Here is a 25,888-nt window from a genome sequence, read left to right on the forward strand (position 1 = left end):
ACAAACACATGATCAACAGGCGGCTGCGTCCACTTCGCACACCCCCCCACCGCATCCCGCCAGGTCAGACCGCCAATGGCGGCTGCCGTACTAGGATGGGTTGCAGGGAAGTAACCGCGCGGTCATTACTGGGCTATTGATGGCGGGTCGCTCATGACATCCGAACCGGGCGCATTGCCGGCAGATCCGGTAGACCTGGTAAAGACGGTCCTCGACATCTCTTCATTGCGAGAGCGAGTCGAGGAGCATCTGGCCGGCTTTCTCTCCGTCCGATTGGCGCGGGCACCGCATCCAGATCTCGACCGGGTTCTCCTCGAGCCCGTCGTCGACCTGTTGCTGCGTGACGGAAAGAGGCTGCGGCCCGCATTCTGCTATTGGGGATGGCGCGGCGCCGGCGGCGCCGACTGCGAGGAGGTGCTGGTCGCGGCCACCTCGCTCGAGTTGCTGCACGGCTGCGCGCTGATTCACGACGACATCATGGACGCCTCGGTGCTGCGCCGAGGTGGGCGCGCCGTACACAGCGAGTTGGCAGCACGCCACGCGGCCCGGGGTTGGCGAGGCCAAGGCGATCATTTCGGAATTGCCGGAGCCGTCGTCGCCGGCGATCTGTGCCTCGTCTGGGCGGACGAGATGCTGCGGGCCAGCGGGCTGCCACCCGCGTCGTTGACGAGAGCGGGGCCGGTCTTCGATGCGATGCGCGCGGAGACGATCCGAGGCCAGTACCTGGACCTCATTACGCAGGCCGAAAGGGCGTTGCGGGTCGAAGATGCGATCGCCGTCGCGCAAGCCAAGACCGCGGCGAACACCACGGTGGGACCGCTGCGGTTCGGTGCGACGCTCGCCGGTGCGGGCGAGGATCTGCTTGCCGCTTACTCCGACTACGCTTTGCCGTTGGGAGTCGCGTTCCAGCTCAGGGACGACCTGCTGGGCTCGTTCGGCGACCCCGGCACGACCGGCAAGCCGTCCGGCGATGACCTGCGGGACGGCAAATGCACACTGCTGCTGGCGGAGGCGCGCCGTCGGGCCGGGGCAGCTGATGCGCGGCGCATCGACGCATTGCTGGTCGAAGGCACCGATAACGCGGTCGTCGAACTGCGTGCGGTCATCGAGGGCAGCGGCGCGCGGACGTTCGTCGAGGACGAGGTCGCCAGGCTTGGGGCGGCGGCTCTGGCCGCTCTGGAACGTGCGCCGTTGGTCGACGACTCCGCCCTTGCGGTCCTGCGCGGCCTCGCCCTGGCTGTAACCGCGTTCGACCCGCTGGCAAACGCGAACGGGTCACGCCGCGAGTCTGGCGATAACGAGCGTGACAGCCAGCAGTGGCACAGCGTATGACAGCATCCGCAGGGCGCCGTCCAGCGGGACAAGTAGCGTGTCCCGGTCGAATTTGCTCCGCGTTCCGTCGGTGAAGGCGACGACGCCTGACACGTCGCGCACCCGCCGGCGCAGGGTGCGCGCTGGGGTGCTCAGGCGCCGTTGTGCAAGCGACAGCGCGGTGGAGCCGAGCGTGGCCGCGGCCACGGCCAGGATGGTGGCCGCGTTGACCGTCGGGGCCTGCGCGACGAACCCGACAATCACCGGGAAGCCACCCCACGCTGCGGCGAAGCCGAAGTCGGTGTGCAGTCGGCCGCCGAACAGTTCCAGGTTGTACGCGAACACGAGGAAGGCGCCCAGGACGATGAAGGGGATGAGTACCGGCCCGGTGTACGCGATTGTCACCGCCCCGAGCGCGACCGCGCTTGCCAGGCTCACGATCGCAACCGCCCACAGCGCCCGATCGGGGATGGAGGTGCCCAGCGGACGGCCGTTTAGTTCGTCGAGGGCATGCGCGGCGAGTCCGACTGCGAGGAAGAATGCCAGCGCGGTGGCGCCGAGGACCAGCCAGTTGATGTGGGGTGCCAGTAGTGCGCCAAGCACCGCGTACGAGACATGCCACGCGGTGTATGGCGGGTGCAGCACTGTCCACCAGTCGGCCCCCCGGCCGCCGCGCCGGGCGTAGAACGCGGCACCCGGAGCCTCCGCGCGTTCAACGCCCGGCTCGGCCTGCGGCCGGGCGTCCTTCGCTGTTGCCGTTTCGTCAGCCACTGGCCTTCCGTCCCCACATCACCAGGCCGCCACCGAGGCTCATCCGGCGAACGGTCACGTCCTCGGCCCCGGCCGCCTCCCACGCTGCGATGGTCCATTCGATCGGGTACCGGCGGTAGTGCTCACTGATCGAGGGTCCGAGGAAGTGGCCTACCTTGGCCCACTCACGGCCACCTGTGACGAAGCCCGCGGCCGGCAGCACGGCGCGGGTGTACCCGACCCAGCCGGCCCTCCACACCGGGTTGCTCGGCACCAGGAACTCCAGGTTGGCAATCGTGCCGCCCGGACGCACGACTCTGAACAGCTCCTGCAGCGTGGCGGCCGGGTCGGCGACGTACCGCAGCAGATAGGTGAAGGTGAGGGCGTCGAAGGTGTTGGCCGGAAAGGGCAGTTGCTCAGCCTTTCCCAACACCAGACGGATCCGGTCGCCCCGGGCGCGGCGCGCGACGCGACTCTGGCCGCGCCGCAGCATGTCCGCACTGACATCAATGCCAGTCGTGGTCACGCCGCTTCGGTCGGTGAGCATGAGCGAGACGCCGGCGGTGCCGGTGGCAACGTCCAGCACCCGCCCTGAGGAGCTGTTCATCCGTAGCACGGCGTCCACCATCGCGCGGCGCCATCGGTGGTTCTGACCGAACGAGAGCACCTCGGCGAGCAGGTCGTACCGGGCGGGCAGGCCCTTGAACAGCTCTCTGGCGAACACGTTGGGCTCAACGCGGGATCGCCGCACGCTACGCATAGCGCCTCCTCTATGTTAGCGGTTAGGCTCACTCTATGCGACGGCACGACGCCATAGTGGTCGGCGCGGGGCCAGCCGGCAGCATTGCCGCGCTTGTCCTGGCCCGTGCAGGGGTGAATGTCGCAATCGTCGACCGGCGCAGGTTCCCCCGCGAGAAAGCCTGCGGCGATCTGGTCGGCCCACGCGGCGTCCACCTGCTCGACGAGCTCGGGGTGTCGGTGACCGGAGCGCGGCCGCTGGGAGACATGATTGTCGTAGCGCCCAACAACCGGCGTGTGCTGCTGCCCGCCCTACCCGGCAGCAACTACGCCGACCACGCCATCGCCGTCACCCGGGACCAGTTCGACACGCGGCTGTTCGACATGGCGGTCGCAGCCGGCGCGATCCCGGTGCAACGACGGGTCACCGGCCTCGTGTACGACCAGGACGTCGTGGACGGGGTGCAGGTCAGCGGCGGCGCCACCATCCGCGGCGACGTGGTCGTGGGCGCGGACGGCGCGACCAGTTCGGTAGCGCACAGCGCCGGCCTGGTCGACTCCGCGAAGGCCCTATGGGGATTCGCGCTGCGTGGCTACCTCGACGACGACATGGATCTGCCCCACATCGTGTTGTGGGAGCCTCGGCGATGGCGCCTGTTTCCCGGCTACGGTTGGGCGTTCCCGATGGCGGGCGGCGGCGTGAATGTGGGCCTTGGCCTCGCGTTCGGGTCCGACCGTGTCGCGAGCCGCCACGCGGGCGAGCAGTTGGCCAACTTCCTCGCCCATCTCGAACGCCTGGGCCTGTTGCCCAGGTCCAAACCGCGCTCCCTCGCCGGCGGCTGGCTCAAGATGGGCGTGCGCGGCACCACGCCGGCCGCGAGCGGCGTGCTGCTCGTCGGCGACGCGGCCGGACTCGTCAATCCGCTGCAGGGCGAGGGCATCGCCCAGGCCATGGCCAGCGGCCACGCCGCCGCGAACGCCATCCTCGAGGCGGGGCCGCGCTGCGCCGACCGCCACTACCTGGCGTACCTGCACGGCGCGATACGTCACCATCGCACGAACGCGCCGGTCCACGCCGGCATGGTGAGGCATCCGCTTGCGGTGGCACTCACCGCGCGGGCACTGTCGGCTCCGGGAATCGGCGCGGCCGTCGCCGGAGCATGGGGGCTGTACTGGAATGACCTGGCGCACGACGCACTACCCAGCCGGCACCGCCGGCTCGCTACGGCAGCCAGCCGCACCATTGCGGCCGCCGGCCGGCGAAGCGACGCCGCCCACTGGTTCACCGCGCAATTCCCCGCCGCGGGCCCGAGACCTGCAGGAACTCACTGAACTGTCCCGGGGTTGGTAGCGGCGCGACCTCTCTGTGGGAGTCGAGCCATGAGACGCTCTTCAGGCCGCCGAGGCGGTCACGCCGCAGCACCCGCCCGCCGGCCATGACGACCGGCGTCTGCGCCGCTTCGAACGGCGGCGACTGTGCCAGCGAACAATGTGGACGATGCCAGTGGTAATGATCGACGTACTCGACCACCACCGACTCTAAGCTTAGGTGGCGCCGTCCAAAGATCAGCATAAGGTCAAGCAGCTCACGGCGGTGCGCAACCGGACGGACCGCGTTCGCGGCGATCAACCGTCGCCGCCCACCTCCCGATTCGGACCTCCACGCGGGAGTCGATCGTCTCCCATCTGGAGGGGCCGCTGCGCCGCACGGCGTTGGAAATTTCCGCCCGTATGGGCTACCGCGTCGAAGCCTGAGTTCGAAGCAGAGTTCGAATATCTAAAACTCCGTATTGATGTGAGCGAACGGCGGGCCTACATTCGGCACCACTTGAACCGAGTGGAAGGAACCCTAGGTGTTTCTGGACACGTCACACTGGCACGACAAGATCTTTATCGGCGGGTCCTGGGCGCCCGGTTCCGGCGGAGTGCGCGACGTCATCGAACCCGCCACGGGGGCGTTGCTCGGCCGGATCGGCATCGCCGGCCCGGCAGACGTCGCCCGCGCTGCCGAGATCGCCGCCGCCGCGCAGCACGCCTGGGCGCAGACCCCGCACACTGAGCGCGCTGCCGTGATGCGCCGCGCCGGGGCCTTGTGGGCGCAGCACACCGAGGAAGCCATGTGGTGGAACGTCCGCGAGGTCGGCGCGATCCCCGGGATGGCCGGTTTCGCCGTGCACGTCGCGGAGCAGGAATGCTACGAGGCGGCCGCGCTGCCCGCCCGCCCCTACGGCGAGCTGATCCCCAGTGAGCAGCCTCGCCTGTCGATGGCCCGGCGGGTGCCGGCCGGCGTCGTTGGGGTCATCGCCCCGTTCAACGTGCCGATCATCCTGGGCATCCGCTCGGTCGCGCCGGCCCTCGCCCTGGGCAACGCGGTCATCCTCAAGCCGGACCCGCGCACCGCGGTCACGGGCGGCGTCACCATCGCCCGGATCTTCGAGGAGGCCGGCCTGCCGCCCGGTCTGCTGCAGGTCCTGCCCGGCGGCGCCGACGTCGGCGAGGCCATCGTCACCCACCCGCTGGTCCGCGTCATCTCGTTCACCGGCTCCACCGGCACCGGCCGCCGCGTCGGCGAGCTCGCCGGCCGACACCTCAAGCGCGCCCACCTCGAGCTCGGCGGCAACTCCGCGCTCATCGTCCTCGATGACGCCGACGTCGACGAGGCGGTCAACCTCGCCGCCTGGGGCAGCTTCTTCCACCAGGGCCAGATCTGCATGACCACCGGCCGGCACCTCGTCCATGAACGCCTCTACGACGACTTCGTGGAGCGGCTCGCCGACAAGGCCGCGAGGCTTTCGGTCGGCGATCCCGCCCGGGAACAGGTCGCGATCGGCCCGGTCATCGACGCTGGCCAGCGAGACAAGATCCACGCCCTGATCGGGGCCAGCGCCGACGCCGGGGCGCGGGTCGCCGCCGGCGGCACCTACGACCGGCTGTTCTACGGCGCCACGGTGCTGGCCGACGCCGCCGCGGACACGCCCGCCTTCGCCGAGGAGGTCTTCGGCCCGGTTGCGCCGGTCGCCCGCTTCGCGGACCTCGGCGAGGCGGCCAGGCTGGCCGCGGCCGGCGAGTACGGCCTGTCGCTGGGCATCGTCACGCGCGACGTGATGCAGGGTCTGGCCCTGGCCGACCGACTGCCGACCGGCATCGTGCACATCAACGACCAGACCGTCAACGACGAGGCCAACGCACCGTTCGGCGGTGTCGGCGCATCCGGCACCGGATCCCGCTTCGGCGGCGCCGCCGCCAACGTCGAGGCGTTCACCGAGACCCGCTGGGTCACGGTCCGCGGCCAGGCCCCGGCCTACCCGTTCTGACCGCAGGAAGGAGGGCGCTGCTGCGTTATGGGATCGAGGGACGGGTTGAACCCGTGTCGGGTGCGTGGTCAGATCGCCAGGGCGAGTTCGGCGAACGCAGCGGCGAACCGCGTAGCCGGCGGGGCATCGACGGCGAGCTCGTCGTGTCCGCGGCGCCGGTGCTGCGTGAAGGCGTGCCCGGCGATGATCAGCTGGGCGGCCGCTGACCGCCGCGCCGGGCGTGTACTTGCTCGAAAAGTCGGTCAGAGCTACGCCACCTGGGAGTATTCGTTGATCAGGCCGTTGAGGATCTTCCTGCGGAGCACTCGTGCGGAGGTCAGGCCTGCGACCGATGGGGGCGGTGTGTCGGTGGTGTTGGGCGGTTGTTGGTGCCGGGCTTGGTGCGGCCGGTGCTCGTTGTAGTGGGCCACGTACTCCTCGAGGGCGGCCAGGAGATGCCGCCTGTTGTAGATCAACATCCGGTCGAGACACGACCGGCGGACCATGCGAACCCACCGCTTCGCGTACGCGTTCGCCCGAGGCGCCCGAGGCGGAGTGCGCAGGATCTCGGTGCCTTCGGCGATGAAGACCTCGTCGAACGCGGCGATGTACTTGCTGTCACGGTCTCGGATCAAAAACCTGAACCGGGAGATTCCGGGCCTGCTGGGTGACCCACTCCCCTGTCGGATGCTTGGTGACACCGAGGACGTGTACGCGCCGGGTCTCGACCTCCATCAGGATCAGGAGGTAGATGCGGGTCAGCCCGATCGTGTCCGCGTGCAGGAAATCGCAGGCCTGGACGCCCTTGGCCTGGGCGGTCAGGAACTGAGACCAGGTCGGCGCGCCGCGCCGCGGAGCCGGGTCAATGCCGGCAGCGGTCAGGATGCTCCACACCGTGCTGGCCGCGACCCGATAGCCAAGCCTGAGCAGTTCGCCCTGCACCCGGCGGTGGCCCCAGGTCGGGTTCTCCCGGGCCAGGCGCAGCACCAGGGTGCGGATCTCCGCCCGTATCGGTGGGCGCCCTGGTCGTCGTTTCGGGTAGGTCCACTTTCTGGCGACCAGCTCACGGTGCCACCGCAGCAGGGTGACTGGGGTGACGAAGAACGTCGACCAGCGGGACCGAGGCAGCAGCCGCGACAGGGGTGACAGCACCAACCGGTCGACGGGCTCGAGGTCCGGGCGTGCGACCTGCCGCCGCAGAACCGCGACCTGATGACGCAGCACAAGAATCTCGAGATCCATGGACCGCTCGCCACGCAGGCCTTGCACCACGACGAGCCGCAGGATCTGACACAAGACCAGGTACCCGAAGGACAGGAACATGCCCGCCACCATGCCTCGCGGTCGACTGGCTGGGCCGCACAAACCGCACCTCAGAGGCCAGAACCGGGTTTCCGAGCGGTACAGGTTGATATGATCGCCTGCTGCCGTCCCGACGGGCGCGCCAACGAGTACGGTGTACCGGATGATCACTCCCGCGCAGACGACGAGCCGGTTGAACAAGGACATCGGCGCCGTCGTGCGGCCGCTGGGCTTCCGCGGCACTGGGGGGAACTGGTCAGTCGTTACGACCGACGGCGTCGCACAGGTCTATGTCAGACGGAGTGTTGTGCGCAGTGTGGGCGGCGGCACGATCTTCGTCGGCGTGGGCATCGGTGTGGTGCCGGTTGCGTGGTGGGAGTACGTGAACTGGCGCGCCGCCCGCTGGGGCCAGCCTGCGATCCCGTTGGACAAAAACGCGACGTCCTACGGGATCGGGTTCGTCGAGACTCGACAAGAGGACAACTTCTACCACCTGCGCCTGGACCCGGACAGGTACCCGGCGACGGTGACGACGACCGAGGAGCTCGACCATGCTGCGGCGCTGCTGGTCGGTGCAGCCGACAAGCTCGCCCGCACCGCACTCGATCTACTTCGGCCCGGCCGTTACCTCGAAGCGCTGCGTGGCATACGCGATTTCGGCGGCGCAATGTGGGAGCCGCTGGTGGTACTGCTCGCCGAGGACGGCCCGTCGGCCGATCTGGAAGCCGCGATCGAGGACATGCGTGCCGATTACGTCAATTACGGCTTCGGCCCACCTGACATGGAGGTCGAGTACGCCCGCATGAGGGCCGCACGGCCCGGTTGACGCCAGCAACGCCAACCGCCAAAACTGAACGCACTGACCTCGGCAGTTCCGTACGCGGACCGGCGCCGGAAGTCGGCTACGGAGCGTGGCGGCTGCCCGGTGCAACGGCAGTACACCAGCACCGCCGGTCGTGTCGAGAACAGCCAGGTCGGGGTGTTCCTGGCCTACGTCTCCCCTGCGAGGCGGGCGCTGATCGACCGCCGGCTCTACCTTGCCCCTGCCGAGAACCTCATCCGCCCTGGTGGGGCGTGGCTTACCGGGTGTGTGGGCACAGGTTGCATGCACTGGACTCCTGCAGCCCGTGATCGCCGCGGCATGATGGTCCGCTGTGCTGCTGCCACTGGCTTACCTGGGCGTGACGAACGCGTTCGCGGTACTGCGCCTGCTGCCAATAAGCAACCGGGACAAGGACACCGAGATCCTTGCCCTGCGCCATCAGATCACCGTGCTGGAGCGCCAACTGGGCAAGGAGAGAGTGCGGTTCGACGCGACTGATCGGGCGTTCCTGGCGGCACTGCTACACCGGCTGCCGCTGGATGTGCTGCGCAAGGTGCCGCTGCTGGTCCGCCCCGACACGGTGCTGCGCTGGCATCGCAGCCTGGTCGCCCGTCGTCACGCAGCCGCGTCCCGGGCCAAGCGCCCGGGCCGGCCGCGGACCCTGCGTTCCATCCGCGCCCTGGTGCTGCGCTTGGCCCGGGAAAATCCCACCTGGGGATATCGCCGACCTCACGGCGAACTGCTCGTGCTTGGAATCAAGGTGGCCGCGTCCACCGTGTGGCACGGCCCCGGCGTTGTTCGGGAGTGTCCGGTTTGATCATGGTTTGTTAGATGCCGTAGACGGCGAAGACGTCACGGCGGTCGTGTAGGTCGCGGCGGGCGTGGGCGATGTTCGCCCGGTCAGGGCGAGCTTCCGGCTTGGCCGGATCGCGGGCGTACCCGTCGGGGTCAACTGGAGCGTCCTGGTCATCTTCCTGCTGATCGCGTGGGCGCTGGCGGCCAACCAGTTCCCCCATTCCTACCCGGGTCGACCCACCTGGGAGTACGTGCTGGCCGGGCTGGCCGCCGCGGTGGTCTTCTTCCTCGGCCTGCTGGCCCACGAGGTCTCCCACGCGGTAATCGCCAAGCGCAACGGCCTCCAGGTCGAGGGGATCACCCTGTGGCTGTTCGGAGGCGTGGCCGAGCTGCGCGGCGAGGCCCGTGATCTTGGCGCGGAGCTGCGCATCGCCGGGATCGGGCCGCTGGTCAGCCTGCTGGTCGGCGTCTTCTTCGGCGCCATCGCCGTGGTGCTCGCGCTGGCCGGGCAGCGTGGCCTGCTGCTCGGCTCGCTGGCCTGGCTGGCCGGCATCAACGTACTCCTGGCGATCTTCAACGTGCTGCCGGCGGCGCCGCTGGACGGCGGCCGGCTGCTGCGCGCCGTGGTCTGGAAGGCCACCGGCGACCGGACGAAGGCGTCCTACCTGGACAAGCCCAAGGCGACCCCGGCCGAGGTGGCCGCGTTCATCGACACCAAGTGGGGGCCGCTCGGCGAGACGGCGCTGGACTTCTTGACCACCGACACCGAGACGTCGAACCGCTCCGGGCCCACGCCGCGCTCGATGAGCAACCGGGCCAGCCGGTTGGTGTACCGGTCCAGCTCGGCGTAGGTCAGCTCGGTCCCGGCGTCGACCAGTGCGGTGACCAGGGCCGCGACCATCATCGTGCCGGTCGACCGCCAGCAGAAAGGGGGTTCTCATTCGCTCCTCCGATCTCCACGACGGGCGGACACCCGGCGTCAGGGATCAGGTTCGCCGAGGACGTCGGCCGCGATGACGGCTCAGTCCCGAAGCGGACAGCCGGATCGCCGTCATCATCGACCTCGACCAGACCAGCGGGTCGCGTGACGCCGTTCGTCCGGGTCGCCGGCCCCACGGCGGACCAGAGGTTCTCGCCGCGCGGCCCGGACTCAGCCGCTCCTTGCCCGCCCGCAGCACCGAATCCAGGCTGGGCCAGTCAGCCCTCCTCACCGGCGTCGAGTGGCTTGCGCCAGACCGACACGTGCGGACCGACCGATCGCGCGCCCGATGGCCGCGCCAGTCAACCACCTGGCGAGGCCGTCGCTTGGGAACGTGTTCAGCGGGCCGGCGTAACCAGCCCCATCTCATAGGCGATGATCACGAGCTGCACCCGGTCCCGGGCACTGAGCTTGGTGAGCAGCCGCGCCACATGCGCCTTGGCGGTGGCCACCGAGATGAACAGTTCGTCGGCGATCTCGCTGTTTGATCGGCCGCGACCGATCAGAGTCAGCACCTCTCGTTCCCGCTCGGTGATCCCGGCGACCGGCCGTGGGGAGCGTTCGACGGCTGATTTGCGGCTTGCCATGAAGTCCGCGATCAGCCGGCGGGTCACGCTCGGCGCGATCAGAGCGTCGCCGGCGGCGACCACCCGGATCGCGGCGAGGATGTCGTCCAGTGCCATGTCCTTGACGAGGAATCCGCTCGCGCCGGCGCTGAGCGCGCCGTAGACGTGCTCGTCCTCGTCGAACGTCGTCAGGACGAGAACGCGCGTCGCCGGCTGCCCGGTGGTGATCAGTCGGGTGGCCTCGATCCCGTCCATGCCGGGCATCCGAAGGTCCATCACCACGACATCCGGCGCGACCTCCTTGACCAACTGGACCGCTTCCGCCCCGGTCGCGGCCTCGCCCACGACGGCCAAATCAGGATTGTCGGCGATGAGCACCCGCAGACCGGACCGGACCAACGGCTGGTCGTCGGCGAGCACGACTCGGATGGTCAACGCAGCACCGCCGGTGCGGGAACCCGGTCGGGCAGCGACAGCGTGGCCGCCACGCGGAAGCCGCCCTCGGGGCGCGGTCCGGCGCTGAACTCGCCGTGCAGCAGCCCGACCCGCTCGCGCATGCCGGTGATGCCGTAGCCGGTGTCCGCGACGAGGCATCCGCGACCGTTGTCGCTGATCTCGATGTGCAGCTCGTCGTCCTGGTACTCGACGGTCACCCTGCACTCGTCCGTACCCGCATGGCGTACGACGTTGGTGACCGCCTCCTGGATGATGCGGAACGCGGACAGGTCGATGTCACCAGGTATCGGCCGCCTTTCTCCCCGCCACCGCACGTCTACCCGGAGGCCGGCCAGCGCGGTGGTGGCCGCCAACTGGTCCAGGTCGGCCAGTCCCGGCGCCGGCTCGAGCGGTGCCCCCGATGCCTCGCTGGGTTCCGCACGGCGCAGGCCGCCGAGGATCCGCCGCAGTCCGGCGAGCGTCTCCCGACTGGTGGCCTCGATCACACGCAGCGACTCGCGGGCCTCAGCCGGCTGGGTGTCCATCACCCGGCTACCCATGCCGGCCTGGATCGCGATCACGCCGATGCTGTGGGCGACCATGTCATGCAGCTCGCGGGCGATGCGTAGCCGCTCTGCGGTGACCGCCTGGCTCGCCGCCTGGGTGCGCAGCTCCTCGGCGTACCGCCGGCGTGCACGGACGGAATTGCCGATCATCCAGACGGTGACCATGGCCAGCAGGGTGATCACGGCTCCGGTCAGGGGATCGCGGCCGACCGGCTTGACGAATTCGGCGACCACCTGAACCGCGAGCGCCACCACGGCGGCGGCGACCGAAATCCGACGCCGCCGGGTTGCCGCGAGATAGGCCACCGTGAGGTCGACGGCCAGCACCTGCAGGTAGCGGATCTCGCCCACGTACGCCGTGTCCCACGGGGAAGCGAACGTGACCGTGACCACGGACGAGCCGGCGAGCAGCAGCGCCAGGGTCGTCAGGGGCTGGCGGCGCAGCAGGGCGACGGGCAGGGCCATGACCATGGCCGGCAACAGGTACCGCCGGCAAATCTCCACCAGGCCAGGGGTCCACCAGATATTCGCCCCGTTCTGCACCGTGATGATCAGCAGAAACGGAGAGGCGATGGCTCCGCCCCAGGCCAGGGCGGCGCGCACCGCCGCCGGTACGCGGTCGTGCAGCGGCAGCCGGGGCAGATTCACGGTGACGTCCACGAGGCAAGACTAATCGGCTGCCCTCCGTGCGGCATTGGCCCGCGGACGTACGCCCACAGGCTAGCCGGACCGGCGCGATTGCCGCCGACGGCCCGATGCCCGAACGGAGGCTCGCCAGCAGGATTGGGTTCGTGATCGAAGTCAACCAACTCACCAAGCGCTACGGCGGCAAGACCGCCGTCGACAACCTGTCCTTCACGGTACGGCCCGGACACGTCACCGGGTTCCTCGGCCCGAACGGGGCCGGCAAGTCCACCACGCTGCGGATGATCCTCGGGTTGGACGCACCGACTGCCGGAACCGCCACCGTCAGCGGCGTTCCGTTCCGCAGCCACCCGCGCGGGCTGCGCCACGTCGGCGCGCTGCTCGACGCTCAGCAGGTTCACGGCGGGCGCAGCGCCGCGTCGCATCTGTCGGCCCTGGCCGTCAGCAACGGCATTCCACGGCGGCGGGTGGCCGAGGTGCTGCACGAGGTGGGCCTCACCGACGTCGCTCGGCGCCGCATCGGCGGGTTCTCCCTAGGCATGAAGCAGCGGCTCGGCATCGCCACGGCACTGCTCGGCGACCCACCCGTACTGATCTTCGACGAGCCGATCAACGGCATGGACCCGGAGGGCGTGCGCTGGGTACGCCACCTCTTCCGCCGGCTCGCCGCCGAGGGCCGGACGGTATTCCTCTCCAGCCATCTGATGTCGGAGATGGAGAACACCGCCGACGAGCTCGTCGTCATCGGCCAGGGCCGGCTCATCGCCGCCGAGCCCCTGCACAGCTTCGCCGCCCGCAGCAGCCGGATCGGCGTCGTGGTACGTACCCCGCAGTCCGCCGAACTCGTGGCGGTGCTGACCGCCGCGGGCGCGACGGTCGAGCCGGACGCCGAGCGGCTCACCGTGACCGGGCTACCGGCGGAGCGGATCGGAACCCTCGCCTTCGACAACCGGATCCTGCTGCACGAACTGACCACCCGCACCGCATCCCTGGAGGAAGCATTCATGCGACTCACCGCCGACAGCGTCGAGTACCTGGCGGGGCAGCCCCGATGAGCGCAAAAGTCTCCGCCTCCCCGCTGACCTCGGCCGTACGCGTCGCCGAACCGCCCGCCCGCTTCCGCGACCTGCTCGCCGCCGAGTGGATCAAGATGCGGTCGCTGCGCTCCACCCCGTGGACGCTCGGCCTCATCACCTTGTTCGTCATCGGCTCCGCCACGCTGGCGGCGATGGCGGACTACAACAACTTCCCGCGCTACAGCCCGGAGTCACAGCGGGAGCACATGTTCTCGCTGCACGATGCCTTCCCGTCGACCGGGTACTGGACGTTGACGCTCGTCGCGGTCAGCATGGGCGCGATAGCCGTGGTCAGCGAGTACGGCAGCGGACTGATCCGCACCACGATCGTGGCCGTACCGGCCCGCGGTGCGGTGGTGCTGGCCAAGGCGGTCGTCGTCGCCGCGGTCTGGGCTGTGGTCGGAGCGGTCAGCGCCAGCGGTTCGTTCGCGGTCTCCCAGGCCATCCTCGCCGGGCGGGATGCCGCGATCTCGATCACCGATCCGGGCGCGTTCCGCGCCATGGTGGCATCCGCGTTGGTGGCCCCGGTCTGCGCGCTGATCGGCCTGGGTCTCGGCTTCCTGATCCGGCACACCGCCGCCACCACCGCGGCCGGCATCTTCACCCTGCTGGTGTTGCCGGCGTTCTTCTCGACAAGCCGGCGCTGGTCCGCCGAACTCAACCACTCGATGGTGCTCACCGCCTGGCAGCGGCTGAGCACGGAATGGCTGCCGCCGTCCCGCCCCGGCTACTACGTCGCCACGATCACCGAGTCCTGGATCGTGTACGCGGTTTGGCCGCTGGTCGCGATCGTCGTCGCGCTCGTCGTCATACGACGCCGCGACGTGTGAACGGAGCCTTCCGGGGGCGCGCAGTGCGCGCTCCCGGAGGTGTCGGCCAACTCTGGGCCATCTTCGCCGAGCTGACCGCCCGGCACGGCGACCGCGAGCGGTCCGCCGCCCCGATTCCGGGCCGCCGCCGGGCCGGTGGTTTCGAAGGGCCCGCCCCGCCGGACGGCGGGACGGGCCCCTTTCTGGTCGGTCCGTCAGGCCTTGTCGGGCCGTTCGGTGACACGGATGGCGTTGATCAGCGGCTTACCGCTGGTCGCCACGAACCGTACGTTGAGCACACCGTCGGTCACGGTGATCGTGTAGGTCCGGGTGACCGCCGCGTAGGTGCCCGCCTCGTAGGCGATGTCGAGGGACGACAGTACCTCGACGTCCTCAGCAAGGACGTCGAAGACCCGCTGGCCCGGCTTGCTGCTCGACACCTCGGCGAAGTCCAGCTCCACCGTGTAGACGCCGTTGGGCACGTTGTCGAACCGGTATTCGTACCTGCCCTCCCGCGCGTCCTGGAACAGCTTCGGATCGTCCGTGCCGGCGATGGCCCGCGTCGTGGCCTTGACGCTCGACGTGCCCTGATAGCCGTAGGAGCCCGCCAGGTACTTCTGGTCCGGCTGCCAGGTGTCGCCGAGTGTGTCCACGACGGCACCGGAGGCACCAGCGTCGAGCGCAGCCTGGTAGCGGGGCACAACGACCTTCACCGGAACGCTGATCACCGGCACCCGGCCGCTGTCGGAGTTCACCTGCACGGTGGCGGTGAGCACCTCGCCCGGCGCGTGCCCGGCCGTGTCGACCGAGAGGGTGCCGGCCGCTTTCGCGCCCGTCGCCAGGTCACTGCCGGTCAGGGTGACCGACAGCCACGGGGCGTCCTCGACGACGGTGTACGCCGTCGGGAAGCCCGAGTTGGCCAGCTCGAACGCGCGGCTGCGCGCCTGGCCGGCGGGCACCACGATCTCGTACGCGTCCTTGGCGACCGTCACCTTGCCGGTCTTGAGCGCCTCGGACACCGCCACGACACCGCCCGCCTCGATCGTCACCGCCTGCTCGACGGGCTGGTACGTCGGAGCCGAGAGCTTCACCGAGGTGTCGCCAACCGGGGCCTGGGCGAGGTATGCGCCGTCCGTCCCGGTGGTGGCGGTGACCATGGTGCTGCCGCTGCCCACCGTGACCGTTGCCCCGGTGATGGCCTCACCGTCGTTGGCGTCGAGCACCGTGCCGCGTACCACGCCGGTCTTCGTGGTGCGGAAGTCGATGCTGAAGCCGTCGGAGAGCACGCCGCCGGTGTTGAAGGAGTACTGGAAGGCGTCGGTGCCGGTGGCGTTCTCAAACCCGATCGTGGCGCTGGAGCCCGACTCGAAGCCGGTGCCGGCGATGTCCTTGTAGTGGTAGGAGATCTTGCCGTCCTCACCGATGACCGCGGAGAAGGAGAACGGCTCGGCCTGGGCCGACCAGTGGGCAACATTCCGCCACTCGACCACGAACGAGCGGTGCGGGGCGGTGCCGACGACGCCGGTGTACACGCCCGCGGTGCTCGCGTCCACGATCACGTCGTCCCAGAACGGGTAGAGCGCCGCGTTGGGCTTGCCCGTGGAGGGGATCTGGCCGTTGCGGGCAAAGCCGGTGCTGGCGCCGAAGTTCAGCACGGGGGCACCGCCGACCTGATCGCCGAGGGCGACTACGTGGTCGGCCAGTGGGAAGGCGGCGGCACTCACACCGGCCCGATCGTCTTCGACGACGTGCCCATCGGCTCGGTGCCGGCGGCGTCCGGCAAGACGCTCCGCTTCACCGGCACGACCGTCCTCAAGGTCGTCGACGGACTCATCGTCGAAGAGGTCGGACTCGACGACGGCGTGAAGGTCCTCCAGCAGCTCGGCATCATCCCCACCGAGTAGGTCGACGAGCACGCCGTTGAAGGCAGGGAGGGGTCGAGCGACGTGCACGGCCCCTCCCTGCGCAGTTCTCGGCCTGATGGATTTCGGCATCGCCGGACTCACGAGCGTTGTTCTCTCATGGACGCATCACGGGCCACTGGGGGCACCAACGGCGCCCACAGACCCGGCCCCGGTCATGGACTGGGAACGAGCCGGTCCGGGTCAGCGCACCGGACAGTGCGGTGGTCAGCCCGGCCCGATCCGCGAGCATTCGTAGCAGCGCGGCGCCGACGTGCGACACCACACCCGTTCCGTCCGCGGTGGCCCGCAGATCCTTCGACCACGCCGTAGACTGCACCTCGGAAGTGCCTCCCTTGCAGAGAAGCCTGTAGATGTCGCAATCACAAGTTTCCCCTGCCAGAGGGGCGCTTTCGTCTATTTACACGCCGGCCGATCCCACAACTTGTGGATCACCATGAATCACCCAGGCTAGGCATCCTCCTGAGACCGAATTCACCTGAGCCGGCCGTCAGGGGTGCAGAATTGCCTTGATCACCTCCTGCCGTTGGTCGAAGCATCGGTAGAAGTCGGGAGCGTCGTCCAGGCTGCCGTGGTGGGTGATGATCGTGCCGGGCCGGGCCCGGCCGGAGGTCACCATGTCGCGCAGCAGCCGGGTGTAGCGGCGATCGTGGGTACGCCCGAATCGCACCGCGATGCCCTTGGCGAAGAACGTGCCCCACGGGGCGTTGAGGTGTCCGTCGGTGGTGCCGCCCACTTGGGGTGTGAGGTCCTTCTCCGGGTAGACGCCGACGACGGCGATCGCGCCGCCGGGGTTGACCAGGCGGGCAGCGTCGGCGAGTACCTGGTCGGCGCGCTCGCGGTCGGGGTGGACGCGGTCGTGGGCCTGGAAGCCGACCGCGTCGATGACCTTGTCCACACCCGGCAGCTTCTCCTCCCCCAGCGGCAGGCCACGGCGGGCCCGGTCCCCGCGGATCTGCTCGACCGGATCACCCTGACGGAAGTCGATAGGCACCGCCCCCAGTTCTTCGGCCTTGTCCAACCGGGCGCCGACCTGGTCGCCGCAGTAGACGGCGCGGGCGCCAAGCAGGCTGGCGGAGTACGCGGCGAGCAATCCGACCGTGCCGGCGCCGAACACGGCGACGGTGTCCCCGGCGCGGACGTCGGCGAGAGTGGCGGCCGCGTGCCAGCCGGTGACAAACGCGTCGGCGAGCAGCACGAAGTCGTCCTCGTACGCGTCGCCCAGCTCTCCCGGCACCGGCAGGCAGTTCGCGTCGGCCCACGGCACGCGCAGCAGTTTCGCCTGCGCACCCGGGTAGGGACCCATGCCCGCGTAGCCGTACGCGGCGCCAGGCCCCTCGGTCCGTGCCCGCAGGCACAAGGCGGACAGGCCGCGGGCACACATGGCGCAGATGCCGCAGAACAGGTGGGTGGGGATCACCACCCGGATGCCCGGGTCGACCGTCTGCACCGCAGACCCCACCCGCTCGACCACACCCAACGGCTCGTGGCCGAAAACCAGGCCAGGCTGTGCGCCCGTCCGCCCGTCGTACATGTGCAGATCCGTGCCGCACAGAGCCGTGGAGGTGACCCGCACGACCGCGTCAGTCTCCTCCAGCACCGTCGGCTCGGCAACATCGCACACGTCGACACAGCGCACATCGCGATAGACGACGGCTCTCATCCCTCACGCCCTCTTCATCGACGAACCGCAGCCGTCAAGTCGCTGCCGTCCACACCCGCGACTCGAACTCCTGGCCCTGGCGCACGGCCCGCCCCGAACCGCACGATTCGGTACGGGTGGCACTCAACCGGACTCCCCCGCCGGCGGGCCGGACGCGCGGCGGCCGGGTCGGGCCCGGTCAGGCCGCGACCCGCTCGCGATGGGGTTCGCTGATCATCGTCATCGTGTGCGCGGTCCACGGGCACGAGGCGCTTGTCGATCTCGCCGCGGACGATGCGGTAGAAGTTGGACGTGTTCATGTGTTGGTCGAGAACCGCCTGATCAGTCCAGTTCTCTTAGAGGAACATGACGGTGGGTCCTCGACCGACTGGTATAGGTCGTAACCCAGACACCCGGGCTCGGCGCGGGTGATCCCGACCATCTCCAGGTGACAGTTGCCGACCGCTGTCTCCTCGCCAGCCTTGATCGTGAAGAACGGCACGAGGGTCACCTGAGCCGGCGACTTCGCGGCCGGCCGTGGGCGGTCGGACCGGGTGTCGGGTTCCGACAGCAGCCGCACGCGCCACAGGGTGTAGGGGGCGACGATCTCACCCGCGACGGTCTCCGCGAGACACCGCCGAACGTGCTCACTCGCCAGATGCGCGTCCAGGGCCTGCTCGTCCGCCCAGTTGCCGAGCACGTAGAACGCGGCCGGATTGTTCCTCAGCTGATGCACGTCGTAGCCGAGGTTGCCGCGTTCCTCCCGGGCCGCCCGCACGAGCTGCAGAAGGGCGTCTCGGACGGCGTCCGCGCGCCCGGGACCGGCGATGAACTGAGCCAGGACCGCCTGTCGGGGCGATGGAGGCGGCAGCATTCGCTCGCTTCGTCCGCGTTCGTTTCCCACCACCATCGCCCCCTTCTCGGGCCGGAGCGTGCTACTTGTGCCTCCTTGTCATCTGCGGGCTCGACCTGTCGGCATCGCGGTCCGGGCCTCGACTGCCGACATGATGAGCTGTGCGGCTTCGTCCGGGTGAGAAACCATCGCGAGGTGGCCGGCAGGGACCTCGGTGGCGGTCGCGCCCATGCGGCCGGCGAACATGCGCTGCGCGTCCGGCGGGATCGCCTCGTCCTGTGCGGCGATCAGGTACCAGGACGGTAGCGATCTCCAGGCCGGGACACCCATCGCTTCGGAGAAGGCAGAACTGGCGATCGGCTGCTGTACGGCGTGCAACACCTTGGCCTGGACCGGGTCGACGCCGGACGCGAAGTGCTGGACGAAGTCGTCCTGTTGCTGCCAGATGAAGCCCTGCTTGTCGGTGAACAGGTGCTCCAGCGCTGGCGGTGTAGGGCCCTGCGACAGCAGAGCGCCGAGCGATTCCCCTTGGTCCAGCCCGAACGCCGCGATGTACACCAGCCCGACCACGTTCGGCGCGTCGGTGCCGAGGGCGGTCATGATCTGGCCGCCGTAGGAGTGTCCGGCCACAATCGTCGGGCCGTCCTGCAAGGTCAGGACCTGGCGTAGCCGGGCGACATCATCGGGCGTAGAGGTCATCGGAAACTGGGGTGCCGTCACGTGGTGGCCGGCGGCCTGTAGACGCTCGACCACGCCGCTCCAACAGGAGCCATCGGCCCAGGCGCCATGGACGAGGACGATGTTCGGTCGGCCATTCATGGGGATTCCTTCCCTACTGGGTGGGATGTTCGTTCCTGCCCACGCCGGCCTGCGGGCGACGGCGGACATCCGCACGCTGACGGTGCGCGCCGCCCGGACCAGCGGCAGTCCTGCAGCGAGTACCAGATCGGCCCAGGCGTAAACGTGGTCGGGGCGAGCCGTCGTGAAGGCGTGAGGTTGGCGCCCACCCGGCCATCGGATCGGGAAGGATGCCGGCGTGGGCCCGAATGGTGTCCAGCACGCTTGGAGGAGTCCGGATGACCGAGTTGTTCCCGCCGATCCCGCTGTCCGCCTGGGCTGACTCGAAGGAAACCGTCCACCGCTTCGCGCAGATCGCGGGCAAGATCCGGCTGGACCAGGCCCGGCCGCGCAACCACTGGTGGCACGTGCGTTCCATCTGACCGGCCGGGGCATCACCTCCCGGACCATGGGCCGGGATGTCGTGTTCGCCATCGAATTTGACTTCGTCGACCACCGGCTGGTCATCAACACCCTGGCCAGTCAGACGGTCTCCTTCCCGCTGCCCGGCCTGTCCGTCGCGGCGTTCCACGAGCGACTGTTCACCGCGCTGGCGTACCTCGGCATCCGCGTCCATTTCCGGGCCAAGCCCTACGACCTGACCGACAGCATCCCGTCCTCCGAGGACGCCACGCACGACGCCGGCGCCCCCACCTCGGCAACTACCCACAGACGCTGACCCACGCCGCGCTCATCCAGGCCGCGCTCGCGATTCCAGACGCCCCGGGCCGGCTGTGCAGCTGGGCCGGGCTGACCCCCCGCCACCGGGAGTCCGACACCACCGTGCACCGCGGGCCGATTACCAAGCAAGGCTCACGCCTGGTGCGGTGGGCCGCCCTCGAAGCCATCCAACCGACCCGGGCCGGCACGAAGCTGTCCGCAGACAAGGCCCGCATCATCCAGCGGCGGGGCCGCAACATCGGCAAGGTTGCCGCCGCCCGCAAGCTGCTCACCCTGGTCTACTACGGCCTACGCGACGGACAGATCCGGTCGCTGGCCGCGGCCAGGCCATCGTGAGCAGGTTAGGACGCAGCCAGCGCGCGTGGTCGTGCTGTGTCATGACCCCCTACCGGCGTGGTCGCCAACTTGATTGACCCCGCCTGGCTGCACGCCGCACCGCTCTATGCCGCCACCTGGGCGGCGAAGGGATGACCGGCAGCCCGACCTCCGGGCCTGCCCACCCCCATCAGCGTCGTGGGATAGGGAGACGACCACCCACAACTACACACCCGCTCCGGCGCCGCAGTGTCGCGTCGTTCTCGCCGGCGTCAAGGCCAAGCCCCCTGACGGGGGTGACCTCCGGCCAGCCTTGACCCCGGCAGCGAGACAACGCGCGCCAGAAGCCGACCGGACCGGGCCAGAAAAACGGCACAACACCCAAGACCCGCCCCCTTGACTGGCCCCGCTCATTCAGGGATGACACAAGTGTGAAGAACCTAGCGACCAATCGTTTGCCGGGTGATTGACAGTCGGTACTTCCTCAGCTCACGTCGCCAGTGCCCCGGCTCACAGTGGTGAGCCGGGGCACTGGCGACCTGCGACGTCAGGACGTCGCCGTGGCGGCGTCCTGGATCAGGTCCGCGACGATCCTCGGTTGACTGATCATGACGACGTGGGACGCGGTCGGCACTTCGACGACCTTGCGGGCGTTCGCGCGGCTGTACATGAAGCGTTCGCACGCGGGTGGGATCGCCTTGTCCTGGCCGGCGACCAGCCCCCACGACGGGATGGTCCGCCACGCGGCGGCCTGGGTCGGGTAGATGAAGGAGTCCGCATCGAACGGCCGCTGCGTGGCCTGCAGGAGTCGGAACGTCGCCGTGGGAATGTCGGCGGCGAAGGCCGCTTGGCCGTCCTTGCTCAGGTACAGGTCGGTTCCGGTGGTGCCGTCGGCCTTCGTGTAGGGGACCGGGACGCTCACGGGCAGAACCTCGCTGCCGGGGAACTTGTTGATGAGATCCCCCTGCGTCTCGCCCACATCGGGCACGAACGCTGCGATGTAGACCAGAGCCTTGACGTTGCTCTTCCCGGCAGCAGCGTTGGTGATGACGGTCCCACCCATGGAGTGTGCCACCAGCACGACCGGCCCGCTGATGGAGTCCAGCAGGCTCCCGATGTACGGGGCGTCGGTGGGGATGCCCCTCAGCGGGTTCGACCCCGCGATCGTGAGGTAACCCTCGCGCTGCAGCTCCGGGATGACCCCGTTCCAGCACGACGAGTCGGCGTAGCCACCGTGCACCAACACGATGGTCGGCTTGATCTTCGCCCCCGACCTGCCCGCCTGGGCCGTCGCGGCGGTCGCCGCCTCCGCCCCGAGCGGAGTGGCCATCAGCGCTGCCGACCCGGCCAAAGCCGCGCCAGTCGCCAACACCTGACGGCGTGAGACATTCGGTGCCATGGTGATCTCCTCATTTCGCTGAACTGTGCTGATTTGGTTGGCGGCGCCATGCACCGCATGACGAGGCAGTCCCACCCGCAGCCCCGAAGGCGGACCAACCCTGGTCCACACCGGGCTGGGAGCCTGTCTCGACGCCTCCTTGATGACCTCGGCCGTAACCAGGGGGTTAGCTGGGCTTGTGCCGCCACGCCGGCTCGGTGACCGCACCGGCCAGCGCGCCGACCCCCATGGCATCTCGGAGTCGGCCAAGAACGCGGACTCGTCGGCTGGTAGGGGAGGCCGGACGGCGTCTGGCGTGGTGTCTACTGCTGCGGGGCGCCGGCTGCGGCCTGCGCGATGAAGCTCGCCACCGCTTCTGGCTGCGACAGGTAGACGGAGTGGCTGGCTGCGATCTCGGATTCGGTGGCGCCGGCCCTCCGGGCCATGGCGTGCTGCGCCGGTGGCGGGATCATCTGGTCATCGGTGGCGACCAGGTACCAGCTGGGCTTGCTCCGCCAGGCGGGTTCGGTTACCGCGCCTTCCAGCGCGCCAGCGCCCCACGGGACCTGGGAGTCGGCCATGAACTCGGCCTGCGGGGCCGGCAGGTCCGCAGCGAAGGAAGCCGGGAACTTCTCGCGGTCGAGGAAGAGAAACCCGTTTTGCGGGGGCAGGATCGGCGGTACCGGCGCGCCGGGCGGCGGGTCGGCGATGAGTGTGCTGACCGATTCCCCTTTGTCCGGGGCGAACGCCGCGACGTACACCAGCGCGGCCACGTTCGGGTGGGTACCGGCCTCGGTGATGACCACGCCGCCGTAGGAGTGGCCGACCAGCACGACCGGTCCGTCCTGGGCGTCGATGATCTGCCGGGTGGCTTCGACGTCGCCCTGCAACGAGAGGGTCGGGTTCTGCACGATGCTGACTCGGAAGCCGTCTCGGGTGAGTGATTCATAGACGCCCTGCCAGCCGGAGCCGTCGACGAATCCTCCGTGTACAAGAACAACATTTCGCAGCGTATGTGTGCCCATGGTGGTCCCTGTTCCTCTCGTGAGTCCGGGGCAATACCAGGACGGTAGGTCGCCGTGCTCGAGCGCCGCGTACGTCATTTGACTTCAGTTCGTGACGCAGGTTTCTGGCAGACAGCTCATGGGGAGTCCAGCGGGCCGTTGCTACGGCGAGCGGAGAACACGCCGCTGACCTGGCGTTTCGTCCGCACCGGGCAGGGCATTGCCGGGACAACCGCGTCTGCTGTCTTTGGGTACTGCTACGGGCCTTCTGCGGTCTGTCACCGGCTGCGAGGATGGGTCTGATGTCGATCGCTGTGAACAACCTTGGGCCGCTGCTCGGTCGGGACGCCGAGACCGAGCTGCTTGGCTCGCTGCTTGATGGAGTCCGGAGTAGCGGCGGGCCGCTGGTGCTGTACGGCGAGCCGGGAATCGGCAAGTCCCGGCTGCTTGCCGTGGCGGCTGCGGTTGCGCGCGAACGCGGCTTCACGGTGCTGAGCACGACCGGGGTACAGTCCGAGGCGCATCTGGCGTTTGCGGGCCTTCACCAGCTGCTTCGCCCGGTGCGTCTCCGCGCGGCGGACTTACCGGCGACGCCGCGTGCCGCGCTCGATGCTGTCTTCGGGCTGGCGCAGGAGTCGGCGCCGGAGCGATTCCGGATCGCGATGGCTGTTCTTGATCTGCTCTGCGAGGTGGCGACCGACGCACCGCTGCTGGTCCTGGCCGAGGACGCGCATTGGCTTGACCGCCCGACGACCGAAGTGCTCGCGTTCGTCGCCCGCCGCATACAGTCCGATCCGATCGTATTGGTGGCCGCCGCGCGCGAGGGTTACCCGTCGCCGCTCGTTGATGCCGGACTGCCGCAGCAGCGCCTCAGCGGTCTCGCGCCCGCCGACGCGAAGACACTGCTGGACGCGTCAGCGCAGGAGCTCTCCCCGGTGATCCGTGACCGGGTGCTGAGCGAGGCCGCCGGCAATCCTCTCGCGCTCATTGAGCTGCCGACCACTGCGGCACGACTGGAGCCGATCGCGCCAGGCTCGCTGCCGCTCACGCAGCGGCTCGAACAGGCCTTCGCCGCCCGAGTGTCGGATCTGCCGGAGATGACCCGGCTGCTTCTGCTGGTCGCGGCGCTCAGCGACGACGAGCGCGTCAGCGAGATCCTCGAGGCCGCGGGCGCGGTTGCCGGGACCACGTTGGGGCTCGAGCTGCTTGATCCGGCGGCCGAGGCCGCGATCGTCGACCTTGACCTGCGCACGGTGCGCTTTCGCCACCCGCTGATCCGCTCGGCGGTGCGCCAGAGTGCGAGCCTGTCGCGGCGCCGCCAGGTGCACGAGGCGCTTGCCGAGGTACTGCGCGCCGAGCCGGACCGGCGCGTGTGGCATCGCGCTGCATTGATCAGCGGCACGCATGAAGAGATCGCCAAGGAACTGGAGGAGGCAGCCGGACGCGCGAGGCGCTGCGGCGCACTCGCGGTCGCGGTCACCGCTTTGCAGCGGGCAGCCCAGCTGAGCCCGTCCAAGCAGCGCGTCCGGCGCCTGCTCGCCGCAGCGCAGCTCGCCTTCGAGCTCGGCCAACGCGACGTCGTCACGCCGATACTGCGTGAGGTGGAGCACCTCGATCCCGATCCGATCGAGCGAGCTCGCGCCACGTGGATTGAAGAAGTCGTCCATACGCGGCCACTTGGCGACACGCCACGTGCCGCAGCACTGATCGCCGCCGCCGAGCATGCGGGCAAGGCAGGTGATCATGAACTACAACTCGACATGGCCTGGCTTGTCGCCACCCGGGCCTGGATGGTGGATCCGGCACCCTCGGCACGCAGAGTCCTTGTCGAAGCGGCGAATCGCTTGGGTGATCCGGCATCCGCCGACCTGCGGATCCTTGCGATCCAGGCCTATGCCGACCCGTTCGGGACGGCACCGGCAGTAGTCGAGCGCGTCCGCGCAGCCGCGACCGATCTCCACCGCGATACCGACGCCGCCCGTCTCCTGGGCCCGGCAGCTGCAGCCGTGGGGGACTTCGATCTCGCTGCGAGATTCCTCGGTGAGGCGGTCAAGGGTCTCCGAACGCAAGGACGGCTCGGGCATCTGCCGCGCATGCTCACGCTGCAGGGAAGTATGGCAGCGCAGGTCGCTGACTGGGCCGTAGCGATTCCCGCGGCAGAAGAGGCTCGGCGCCTGGCGACAGAGCTCGGCGAGCCGCAATGGATCGCAGCAGCCGACACAGTCGATTCGATCATCGCCGGGATCCGCGGCGATCCGGACGCGGCTGAGCGAGCCGCGGCCCGGGCCGAGCGTATCGCGGTGCGGACCGGGGCGAACATCACCGTCGCCTTCGCGCAATTCGGTCGGATCCTCGCCGCACTCGGAGCGGGCAGGCACTCCGACGCCTACGAGGTGGCCGAACGCCTCTTCGATCCGGCGAGTCCGGCACACCACCCGATTGTCGCGTGCTGGCTCATCGGCGATCTCGCCGAAGCTGCACTGCACACGGGTCGGATCAACGAAGCACGAGCGCGCGTGAGACAGGTCGAATCAGCATCCGGCGACATCCCGGGGACCTGCATCGCAGTAGGACTGCTGCACGCACGCGCGCTACTCGCCCAGGACCCCCAGGAGGCCGCGAGTCGCTTCGAGGGGGCACTCGGCGCCGACCTCACGCACTGGCCCCTTCAGCGTGCCCGGCTCCTGCTTGCACACGGCCAGTGGCTACGGCGCCAGCGCCGAATCGCCGAATCGCGCACTCCGCTGCGGGACGCCCGCGATGCCTTCGACGCCATGGGTTGCGCAGCCTGGAGCGACCAAGCCCGCCGAGAGCTTCGAGCGTCCGGGGAGGCCAGCCGCCGACGCGACGTCGCCGCCAGCGACCAACTGACCGCTCAAGAGCTACAAATCGCCCAACTCGCCGCCCAAGGGCTTTCAAACAGAGACATCGGACAGCAGCTGTATCTGTCCCACCGGACGATCGGCACACACCTCTACCGCATCTTTCCGAAGCTCGGGATTACCAGCCGCGGTGAACTTCGCTCGGCCCTCTCGGCGCGGACGTTGCGATCGGTCCATCCGAGGCAGAACTAGAGGAGCAGCGACTAGTGGTTGCTTCTCCGCTTAGAGCTGTCTACAGTTGACTGTTGTGAGCAGCGTTTATCGGATCGGCGAGTTCGCCAAGCGG

Annotated in this window: 23 protein-coding genes and 3 pseudogenes; 14 read left to right on the forward strand and 12 right to left on the reverse strand. The window is 69.2% G+C overall.

Going from position 1 to position 25,888, the window contains the following annotated elements; all coding sequences use genetic code 11:
• Positions 1 to 153 precede the first annotated feature (153 nt).
• On the forward strand, positions 154 to 1,332 hold the full coding sequence (locus tag ABZ807_RS29870) for a polyprenyl synthetase family protein (protein ID WP_357165276.1): 1,179 nt from the start codon (positions 154 to 156) through the stop codon (positions 1,330 to 1,332).
• On the opposite strand, the gene ABZ807_RS29875 is transcribed toward ABZ807_RS29870, so the two are convergent.
• On the reverse strand, positions 1,276 to 2,082 hold the full coding sequence (locus ABZ807_RS29875; RefSeq protein WP_357165279.1) for a hypothetical protein: 807 nt from the start codon (positions 2,080 to 2,082) through the stop codon (positions 1,276 to 1,278). The two genes, ABZ807_RS29870 and ABZ807_RS29875, sit on opposite strands and share 57 nt — an antisense overlap.
• The gene (locus ABZ807_RS29880) at positions 2,075 to 2,821 is read right to left on the reverse strand and encodes a class I SAM-dependent methyltransferase (protein ID WP_357165282.1); all 747 of its coding nucleotides are present in this window, start codon (positions 2,819 to 2,821) and stop codon (positions 2,075 to 2,077) included. Before ABZ807_RS29880 ends, ABZ807_RS29875 begins: the two co-directional genes overlap by 8 nt.
• Positions 2,822 to 2,856: 35 nt before the next feature.
• Between ABZ807_RS29880 and ABZ807_RS29885 the strand changes: the two genes are divergently transcribed.
• The 3 genes from ABZ807_RS29885 (at position 2,857) to ABZ807_RS29895 (ending at position 6,319) form a co-directional block, all read left to right on the forward strand.
• Complete coding sequence (locus ABZ807_RS29885) at positions 2,857 to 4,131, forward strand: NAD(P)/FAD-dependent oxidoreductase (protein ID WP_357165285.1); 1,275 nt, start codon at positions 2,857 to 2,859, stop codon at positions 4,129 to 4,131.
• A 521-nt stretch (positions 4,132 to 4,652) separates the two neighbouring features.
• Positions 4,653 to 6,113, forward strand: coding sequence for a benzaldehyde dehydrogenase (locus tag ABZ807_RS29890; RefSeq protein WP_357165288.1), 1,461 nt, complete (start codon positions 4,653 to 4,655; stop codon positions 6,111 to 6,113).
• A 53-nt stretch (positions 6,114 to 6,166) separates the two neighbouring features.
• Complete coding sequence (locus ABZ807_RS29895) at positions 6,167 to 6,319, forward strand: hypothetical protein (protein ID WP_357165290.1); 153 nt, start codon at positions 6,167 to 6,169, stop codon at positions 6,317 to 6,319.
• A 42-nt stretch (positions 6,320 to 6,361) separates the two neighbouring features.
• Here ABZ807_RS29895 and ABZ807_RS29900 read toward each other — a convergent pair whose 3' ends face one another.
• A complete protein-coding gene (locus ABZ807_RS29900) occupies positions 6,362 to 6,727 on the reverse strand; it encodes an integrase core domain-containing protein (RefSeq protein ID WP_357165293.1) in 366 nt (121 codons plus the stop codon).
• Positions 6,711 to 7,601, reverse strand: coding sequence for a helix-turn-helix domain-containing protein (locus ABZ807_RS29905; RefSeq protein ID WP_357165296.1), 891 nt, complete (start codon positions 7,599 to 7,601; stop codon positions 6,711 to 6,713). Before ABZ807_RS29905 ends, ABZ807_RS29900 begins: the two co-directional genes overlap by 17 nt.
• Between ABZ807_RS29905 and ABZ807_RS29910 the strand changes: the two genes are divergently transcribed.
• The 4 genes and pseudogenes from ABZ807_RS29910 to ABZ807_RS29925 all read left to right on the forward strand — a co-directional run.
• Positions 7,558 to 8,220 carry a hypothetical protein gene (locus tag ABZ807_RS29910; protein WP_357165299.1) on the forward strand — a complete coding sequence of 221 codons (663 nt, stop codon included), beginning with the start codon at positions 7,558 to 7,560 and terminating at the stop codon, positions 8,218 to 8,220. The two genes, ABZ807_RS29905 and ABZ807_RS29910, sit on opposite strands and share 44 nt — an antisense overlap.
• Before the next feature lie 99 nt (positions 8,221 to 8,319).
• Positions 8,320 to 8,433, forward strand: a pseudogene (locus tag ABZ807_RS29915) (IS701 family transposase); the annotation flags it as partial.
• Between the two features lie 115 nt (positions 8,434 to 8,548).
• Complete coding sequence (locus ABZ807_RS29920; RefSeq protein ID WP_357165302.1) at positions 8,549 to 9,034, forward strand: hypothetical protein; 486 nt, start codon at positions 8,549 to 8,551, stop codon at positions 9,032 to 9,034.
• Between the two features lie 64 nt (positions 9,035 to 9,098).
• Positions 9,099 to 9,674, forward strand: a pseudogene (locus ABZ807_RS29925) (site-2 protease family protein); the annotation flags it as partial.
• Positions 9,675 to 10,329: 655 nt separating this feature from the next.
• Here ABZ807_RS29925 and ABZ807_RS29930 read toward each other — a convergent pair.
• Together ABZ807_RS29930 and ABZ807_RS29935 are read right to left on the reverse strand one after the other, a co-directional pair.
• On the reverse strand, positions 10,330 to 10,992 hold the full coding sequence (locus ABZ807_RS29930) for a response regulator transcription factor (RefSeq protein ID WP_357165305.1): 663 nt from the start codon (positions 10,990 to 10,992) through the stop codon (positions 10,330 to 10,332).
• A complete protein-coding gene (locus ABZ807_RS29935; protein WP_357165308.1) occupies positions 10,989 to 12,218 on the reverse strand; it encodes a sensor histidine kinase in 1,230 nt (409 codons plus the stop codon). Before ABZ807_RS29935 ends, ABZ807_RS29930 begins: the two co-directional genes overlap by 4 nt.
• Before the next feature lie 122 nt (positions 12,219 to 12,340).
• On the opposite strand from ABZ807_RS29935, the gene ABZ807_RS29940 reads away from it, so the two are divergent.
• The gene (locus ABZ807_RS29940) at positions 12,341 to 13,258 is read left to right on the forward strand and encodes an ABC transporter ATP-binding protein (RefSeq protein ID WP_357165337.1); all 918 of its coding nucleotides are present in this window, start codon (positions 12,341 to 12,343) and stop codon (positions 13,256 to 13,258) included.
• On the forward strand, positions 13,255 to 14,109 hold the full coding sequence (locus tag ABZ807_RS29945; RefSeq protein WP_357165311.1) for a hypothetical protein: 855 nt from the start codon (positions 13,255 to 13,257) through the stop codon (positions 14,107 to 14,109). The genes ABZ807_RS29940 and ABZ807_RS29945 overlap by 4 nt, the downstream gene beginning before the upstream one ends.
• A 194-nt stretch (positions 14,110 to 14,303) precedes the next feature.
• Here ABZ807_RS29945 and ABZ807_RS29950 read toward each other — a convergent pair whose 3' ends face one another.
• The gene (locus ABZ807_RS29950; RefSeq protein ID WP_357165314.1) at positions 14,304 to 15,743 is read right to left on the reverse strand and encodes a malectin domain-containing carbohydrate-binding protein; all 1,440 of its coding nucleotides are present in this window, start codon (positions 15,741 to 15,743) and stop codon (positions 14,304 to 14,306) included.
• Between the two features lie 18 nt (positions 15,744 to 15,761).
• Between ABZ807_RS29950 and ABZ807_RS29955 the strand changes: the two genes are divergently transcribed.
• Positions 15,762 to 15,992, forward strand: a complete 231-nt coding sequence (locus ABZ807_RS29955) for an ester cyclase (RefSeq protein WP_357165340.1) — start codon at positions 15,762 to 15,764, stop codon at positions 15,990 to 15,992.
• 508 nt (positions 15,993 to 16,500) lie between these two features.
• Here ABZ807_RS29955 and ABZ807_RS29960 read toward each other — a convergent pair.
• From ABZ807_RS29960 to ABZ807_RS29970, 3 genes are all read right to left on the reverse strand, one after another.
• Positions 16,501 to 17,610, reverse strand: a complete 1,110-nt coding sequence (locus ABZ807_RS29960; RefSeq protein ID WP_357165317.1) for an alcohol dehydrogenase catalytic domain-containing protein — start codon at positions 17,608 to 17,610, stop codon at positions 16,501 to 16,503.
• Positions 17,611 to 17,968: 358 nt separating this feature from the next.
• On the reverse strand, positions 17,969 to 18,562 hold the full coding sequence (locus ABZ807_RS29965; protein WP_357165320.1) for an antibiotic biosynthesis monooxygenase: 594 nt from the start codon (positions 18,560 to 18,562) through the stop codon (positions 17,969 to 17,971).
• 42 nt (positions 18,563 to 18,604) lie between these two features.
• Positions 18,605 to 19,324 carry an alpha/beta hydrolase gene (locus ABZ807_RS29970; RefSeq protein WP_357165324.1) on the reverse strand — a complete coding sequence of 240 codons (720 nt, stop codon included), beginning with the start codon at positions 19,322 to 19,324 and terminating at the stop codon, positions 18,605 to 18,607.
• Positions 19,325 to 19,581: 257 nt separating this feature from the next.
• On the opposite strand from ABZ807_RS29970, the pseudogene ABZ807_RS29975 reads away from it, so the two are divergent.
• Positions 19,582 to 20,021: pseudogene (locus ABZ807_RS29975) on the forward strand (DUF5996 family protein).
• 53 nt (positions 20,022 to 20,074) lie between these two features.
• The gene (locus ABZ807_RS29980; protein ID WP_357165343.1) at positions 20,075 to 20,359 is read left to right on the forward strand and encodes a transposase; all 285 of its coding nucleotides are present in this window, start codon (positions 20,075 to 20,077) and stop codon (positions 20,357 to 20,359) included.
• Between the two features lie 526 nt (positions 20,360 to 20,885).
• Here ABZ807_RS29980 and ABZ807_RS29985 read toward each other — a convergent pair.
• Together ABZ807_RS29985 and ABZ807_RS29990 are read right to left on the reverse strand one after the other, a co-directional pair.
• Complete coding sequence (locus tag ABZ807_RS29985) at positions 20,886 to 21,791, reverse strand: alpha/beta hydrolase (RefSeq protein ID WP_357165327.1); 906 nt, start codon at positions 21,789 to 21,791, stop codon at positions 20,886 to 20,888.
• A 248-nt stretch (positions 21,792 to 22,039) separates the two neighbouring features.
• Positions 22,040 to 22,741 carry an alpha/beta hydrolase gene (locus ABZ807_RS29990; protein ID WP_357165330.1) on the reverse strand — a complete coding sequence of 234 codons (702 nt, stop codon included), beginning with the start codon at positions 22,739 to 22,741 and terminating at the stop codon, positions 22,040 to 22,042.
• A 281-nt stretch (positions 22,742 to 23,022) separates the two neighbouring features.
• On the opposite strand from ABZ807_RS29990, the gene ABZ807_RS29995 reads away from it, so the two are divergent.
• Positions 23,023 to 25,794, forward strand: a complete 2,772-nt coding sequence (locus tag ABZ807_RS29995) for an AAA family ATPase (protein WP_357165333.1) — start codon at positions 23,023 to 23,025, stop codon at positions 25,792 to 25,794.
• Positions 25,795 to 25,888: the final 94 nt, after the last annotated feature.

The organism is Micromonospora sp. NPDC047548, assembly GCF_040642975.1.
Classification (GTDB): domain Bacteria; phylum Actinomycetota; class Actinomycetes; order Mycobacteriales; family Micromonosporaceae; genus Micromonospora.